The sequence below is a fragment of the Archangium sp. genome (assembly GCF_036389735.1).
GTDB lineage: Bacteria > Myxococcota > Myxococcia > Myxococcales > Myxococcaceae > Archangium.
In genome coordinates this window covers 1-5,442 of record NZ_DASVWK010000093.1, presented here as the reverse complement: position 1 = coordinate 5,442, position 5,442 = coordinate 1, and the positions used below count along the sequence as shown (strand labels likewise).

The 5,442-nt window shown below is 69.7% G+C and carries 5 protein-coding genes; 2 read left to right on the top strand and 3 right to left on the bottom strand.

Annotated elements, in window-relative coordinates:
* The coding region (locus VF794_RS03700) for an FAD-dependent oxidoreductase (protein ID WP_414640868.1) at positions 1-695 on the bottom strand (695 nt) is incomplete at its 3' end.
* Positions 696-799: 104 nt separating this feature from the next.
* On the opposite strand from VF794_RS03700, the gene VF794_RS03695 reads away from it, so the two are divergent.
* Positions 800-1,801 (top strand): saccharopine dehydrogenase family protein, encoded by a 1,002-nt coding sequence (locus VF794_RS03695; protein WP_331107763.1) that lies wholly within the window; start codon positions 800-802, stop codon positions 1,799-1,801.
* A 160-nt stretch (positions 1,802-1,961) separates the two neighbouring features.
* Positions 1,962-3,848 (top strand): methyl-accepting chemotaxis protein, encoded by a 1,887-nt coding sequence (locus tag VF794_RS03690; protein ID WP_331107761.1) that lies wholly within the window; start codon positions 1,962-1,964, stop codon positions 3,846-3,848.
* Here VF794_RS03690 and VF794_RS03685 read toward each other — a convergent pair.
* Together VF794_RS03685 and VF794_RS03680 are read right to left on the bottom strand one after the other, a co-directional pair.
* Positions 3,845-4,564, bottom strand: a complete 720-nt coding sequence (locus VF794_RS03685; protein WP_331107759.1) for a 4'-phosphopantetheinyl transferase family protein — start codon at positions 4,562-4,564, stop codon at positions 3,845-3,847. The two genes, VF794_RS03690 and VF794_RS03685, sit on opposite strands and share 4 nt — an antisense overlap.
* Positions 4,537-5,442 (bottom strand): polyketide synthase dehydratase domain-containing protein (locus tag VF794_RS03680; RefSeq protein ID WP_331107757.1); only part of this gene is annotated, 906 nt, incomplete at its 5' end. The genes VF794_RS03685 and VF794_RS03680, both read right to left, overlap by 28 nt.

Here is a 5,442-nt window from a genome sequence, read left to right as displayed (position 1 = left end):
GCGTACACGGCGAACGACTTCCAGTCGTCGAAGCCCTCGGGACGCTCGTAGAAGCGGCTCGTGTAGGCCATGTCGATGCCGACCTGCTCCTCCTCGGGCCGGCCGTAGCCCAGCTCCTCCAACCAGTGGGGCGCCCGCGTCCCGCGGCCACTGCTGTCCACGACCAGCTCGGCCTCGAGCGTCTCGGTCGTCTCGGGCCCCTTCACCTTCACCCCGGTGACGCGCGAGCGCGAGGCGTCCGTGAGCAGCTCCTCGACGGCGTAGCCCTCGCGCAGCTCCACGTTCGGCAGCGCGGTGACCCGGCAGCGGATCTTCCACTCCAGGTAGGGGCGGCTGCACAGGATGGTCTGGAATCCGCTCTCGAAGCGCGGCTTCCAGGCGCCGCAGTGGAACCAGGCCACGTCCCGGCCATGGTCGACGAGGTCCACGCCCTCGCGCTGCATCTCCTCGACGAGGCCGGGGAAGAAGCCGTCCATGGCCCTCAGGCCCGCCTCCAGCACGGCGTGGATGTGCCGCCCCTGTGGCGCGCCCTTGCGCGGCTCGGGCCCCTCGGGAAGGACGTCCCTCTCGAGGATGATCACCTTCTTGAAATGATCGGAGAGCGCTCGCGCGCTCAACAAGCCCGCGATGCTGCCTCCGATGACCACCGCCTGGTCGAATTTCCTGGATTGCCCGCGCTCTTCCGGATGCTGCATGCGGCTGTCTCTCCTTGAGGTCCCTAGGATACGCAAACTGGGGGGCGGGCATAGTGGGGGGCACGGGCTGGACTTCAGTGCCTGTTTGGTCGAAGAAGAATCTTATGGAGGGGTCATTCCTCATTTATGGGGCGAACGGCTACACCGGGGAGCTGGTCGCCGAGGAGGCCTGCCGGCGTGGCCTGCGCCCCCTGCTCGCCGGGCGCAACCGGGACGCCCTGGCGCGGGTCGCCTCGCGCCTGGGTCTGCCCTACCGGGTGGTAGGACTCGACGACGAGAACGCGCTGGCCGAGGTGCTCGCGGACGTCGGGCTCGTGCTGCACTGCGCGGGGCCGTTCTCCCATACCTGGGAGAAGATGATGCGGGCCTGCCTCCGGGCCGGCATCCCCTACCTGGACATCAATGGAGAACTGGCCGTCTTCGAGCAGCTCCTCGCCCATGACGCGGAGGCCCGGCGCGCCGGGGTGATGCTGCTGCCCGGGGTGGGGTGCGACGTGGTGCCCACGGACTGTCTGGCCGCCCACCTCCAGCGCCGGTTGCCCGGGGCGCGGCGGCTGGTGCTGGCCTTCGCCATGACGGCCGGCCCCTCGCGCGGCACCGCCTCCGCCATGCTGGAGATGATGACGGACAAAGGCGCGGTGCGTCAGGACGGGGCGCTCGTCTCCGTTCCGCCCCGGTGGAAGACGCGCGCGTTCGACTTCGGGGATGGGACCCCGCGCAAGGCCGTCACCGTGCCCTGGGGCGATCTCTGCACCGCCTGGCTCTCCACGGGCATCCCCGACATCGAGGTCTACGGCGTCTATCCCACTGCCCTCCAGTCCATCCTCCAGAACGTGCTCCAGTCCGGCCTGCGCGGCCCGACCGCCCAGGAGCTCGACGAGGGCCGCAGCTACTTCGTGGGCGAGGTGGAGGATGACTCCGGCCGCAAGGTCGTCTCCCGGCTGGTCGGCCCCAACGCCTACACCCTCACCGCCTGCACCGCGGTGCTCGCCGCCGAGCAGGTGCTCCAGGGCCGGATGAGACCCGGATTCCAGACCCCCTCGCGGCTGCTCGGTACGGAGTTCGCTCTGAAGGTGAGGGACGTTTCACTCGTGGATCTTCCTTGAGCGTCGGCGGTCTCACGACTGCCCGCTTGCTCATCCAGCAACGGGCCTGTTGCTCGGGCGCGCGGCGGCTCCTCAGAGGGAAAAGCCCTCGCGCGTGCGTTCCAACCCGGCGGTGAGGATTGGCGGTCCCCGACGTGTTTGGTGCTAACATGCCGACATCATGAGCAAGGGTGAGTTGAACCGCCTGACGTTGAAGATCTTCATGCTTCAGCAGGTCGGGATGTTGTCCGCGCTGCCTCCCACGGCCTACATGTTCGCGTTGATCATGGGCCTGACAGGTGATCTCGCCTGGCGTGTCACGTTGATCAATGTCTCGATCATCGTCCCGCTCTTCGGCGTCGCCCTGCCAATCCTCCTCATCCGCGGCATCACGCAGGATGCCCTGGAGCGGCGGCCGCATGATCGGCCCGGGGAGCGCCTCAAGCGCATCCTTCAGATCTCCCGGAAGATCGAGGTGGGGCTCTTCATCTTCTACGCGGTGGCGGCCGTGGGCTACGTCACCTGGCCGCAGATGACGTACGGGCTCGACCCCTGGATGATCCCCCAGGTGCTGTCGGCGTTCCTGCTGATCGCGCTGATCGTCTTCATCCGGCAGTCGGTGTGGATCGACCGGCTGATGCGCCCCTACGCGCTCGAGGAGTTCCACAAGCACCCCGAGGTGCAGCTCAACTACAGCGGGCTGCTGTGGCCCAAGCAGCGCTGGTACCTGCCCTACTGCTTCGCCCTCTTCGTGCTGTCGACGCTGACGGTGACGGGCATCATCATCTTCAAGAAGGCGCAGGTCGGCTTCGCCGAGATGTTCGCGGAGCTGAGCAAGGTGGTCTCGCCGGAGACGCTCGGGTACGTGCGCGAGAGCGTGGCCGGCATCATGAGCTCCATCTCCTTCCCGGTCATCCTGGTGGGCGGCTTCCTGGTGCTCACCGCGGCGTGGACGGCGTGGGAGCTGGCGCGCAGCCAGAGCTCGGGCACCACGGCCGTGCAGCAGTCCATCGAGTCGCTGGCCTCGGGCCGGCCCACCCTGCCCAACTGGGTGGCCACGGACGAGGTGGGTGACCTGTCCATCTCCACCGCCGCCGCCTTCGAGCAGCTGCGCGCCTTCTCCCTGTCGCTGGGTGAGTCGGCGAAGATGCTGGGCACCTCCGCCGAGCAGCTGGGCGATTCGCACCGGGTGCAGACGCAGGCGCTCTCCGTGCAGGCCACCTCCCTCCAGGAGACGCAGGTCACGGCCCAGGAGATCAAGCAGACGTCGATGGTGGCCGCTCAGAAGGCCGAGAGCGTGCTCCAGCAGGCCGACCGCGCCGATCAGATCGGCCGCGCGGGCGAGAAGGCCATCGAGCAGAGCCTCGGCGGCCTTCAGGAGATTCAGCAGCAGGTGCTCCAGATGGCGCAGAGCATCCGCGCGCTGGACGAGCGGACGCAGCAGATCGCCAACATCACCACCACGGTGAAGGATCTGGCGGACCGCTCCAACATGCTGGCGCTCAACGCGGCCATCGAGGCGGTGCGCTCGGGCGAGCACGGCAAGGGCTTCGGTGTGGTGGCCCGTGAAATCCGCAGCCTGGCTGACCAGTCCATCCGCGCCACCTACAGCGTGCGCGACGTGCTGGAGCAGCTCAGCACGGCCATCCGCACCACGGCGGACATGTCGGAGCAGGGCTCGGAGAAGGTGACGGCCAGCCTGACGCAGGTGCAGTCCTTCGGAGACAACATCCGGCAGCTGTCCGGCATCGTGCGCGACAACGCGAGCGCGGTGCGGCAGATCTCCGCGGCGGTGACGCAGCAGAACAGCGGCATCGGGCAGATCTTCCAGGCGGTGAATGACCTGACGCGGGTGATGGACCAGACGATGACGAGTCTGCGCACCAGCGACGACGCGGCCAACCAGATGCGCAGCGTGGCCGAGCGGGTGAATGGCTTCGTGCGCCAGTACGGCTGGAGGGACGCGCAGCGCGTCGGCGACTCGCCCCATATCACCATCATGTCCCCGCCGGAGGAGGCGACCGTCGGCTCCGAGAGCGCCCCCGAGCAGGAGCGCGTCAACTCCTAGCCCGCGAGTGCCAGCACCCGGTCCTCCCACGCCAGCAGGACGGCGTCCAGCAGTGTGGGAGGCGCTCCGAGGTGTGGCGGCAGGGCCTCTGTCTCGACGGTGAGCCTCAAGGACAGGAGGCCACCGCGCTCGGCGAGCAGCGCCGGCCGCACCGCCACCCGCAGCAGCGGAGCGCGCAGCCCCACGCCCCACACCTTCAGCACCGCTTCCTTCATCGCCCAGGTGGCGGTGGTCGTGTCCATGCGGCCCGCGCACAGGGGCTCGTAGCCCTCCCGCTCGCCCGGACAGAAGGCCTCCTCCAGGAAGGCTTCGCTGACCTCCACCGTGCGCTCCAGGTCCACGCCCAGCGGCGCGCCTCGGGCGAGCGCCGCCACCGCCAGCCCGGTGGAGTGGGTGAGGGACAGGGCGAGCCCATGCGTGGGTTCCAGGAGGGGGCGTCCGGCGTCCTGCCCGTCGGCGCGCGCCGTCACCTCAGCCCGAGTCCCCGGCGCCAACAGCTCCAGGGCCCGGTGCGCGGCGAGCCGGCCCGCGACGAACTCGCGCCGCCGCTTGTCCGTCCTGCACCGCGCCAGTCCCTGCCGCTCGATGGGCGAGAGCGAGGCGTCATCCTCCGGCCCCACCTCGCACCAGCCGAGGACCACTTCCCGCCCGCCGGGCAGCCATACGCGGGCGGGCAGCGCGTCGGGGCTCACCGCGAGCGCAGCCGCCGCAGCCACAGCGCGTTCACCCCGAGGAGCAGGCCACCGTCCTCGCCCTGCACCTCGATGTCGTAGGTGACCTCGTCGCCGTCCACCTTCAGCAGCTTCGCCTTCACATGGGCGGACTCGCCCGGGCGCCGCAGCCGCCCGCGGATGAGCCGGTCCACGCCCATGGGGATGGACACCAGGTCATGGTGGTAGCCGTCCCAGTTGGCGGCCACCTGGAAGGCGGCGTCCAGCAGGAGCGGGTCGAACTGGAAGCGCGGCCTCGCCACGTGGGCGAAGATTTCACGCTGGCGTGGGGCGCGGACGATGCCCTCCACCTCACGCTCGCCCACGTAGACCCACTCGGCGCGGCAGAAGAGCGGGCCCAGGTACACGGGCTCCCGGGCCAGGTGGAAGATGGAGCGTGCCCGGGCACCGGGCAGGGCGTCCGGCAGCTTGCCGGTGCCCGGCTCCAGGCGCGGCGGCGGCCCGAGCACGAAGAGCCCCCGGTGGTGAACCCGGCGCTGCGTCAGCTCCGAGCGGCCTCCCAGCGCCAGCTCGCTGCTCGTCTCCACCTGCACCGTCACCTCCTCGCCCTGCTGCTTCACCACCTTCACCGAGAGCTGGACGTGCACGGGCTTGCCCTTGGACTGCTCGCCCGAGAGCGGGGCCTTGAAGAACTTGAGCGGGGTGTCGATCCGCAGCTCCTCCCCGCGCAGCACCGCCAGGTCCGGCCGGAAGAGCGCCGCGCCCTCGGCCAGCATCTCGAAGCCGAAGGTGCCCGGCATGATGGGCACCGAGTGCAGCTGGTGCTGGAGCAGGAACGGGTCGTTCGTCAGGTCGAACGTGCGCGCCGCCACCAGTCGCTGCGGCTCGTGCTCCTCCACGCAGTCCAGCATCGGGTAGTCCGA

Excerpts from the sequence above, each read along its gene's own strand:
- VF794_RS03695 (WP_331107763.1), top strand. The coding sequence starts at position 800 with ATGGAGGGGTCATTCCTCATTTATGGGGCGAACGGCTACACCGGGGAG.
- VF794_RS03690 (WP_331107761.1), top strand. The coding sequence starts at position 1,962 with ATGAGCAAGGGTGAGTTGAACCGCCTGACGTTGAAGATCTTCATGCTT.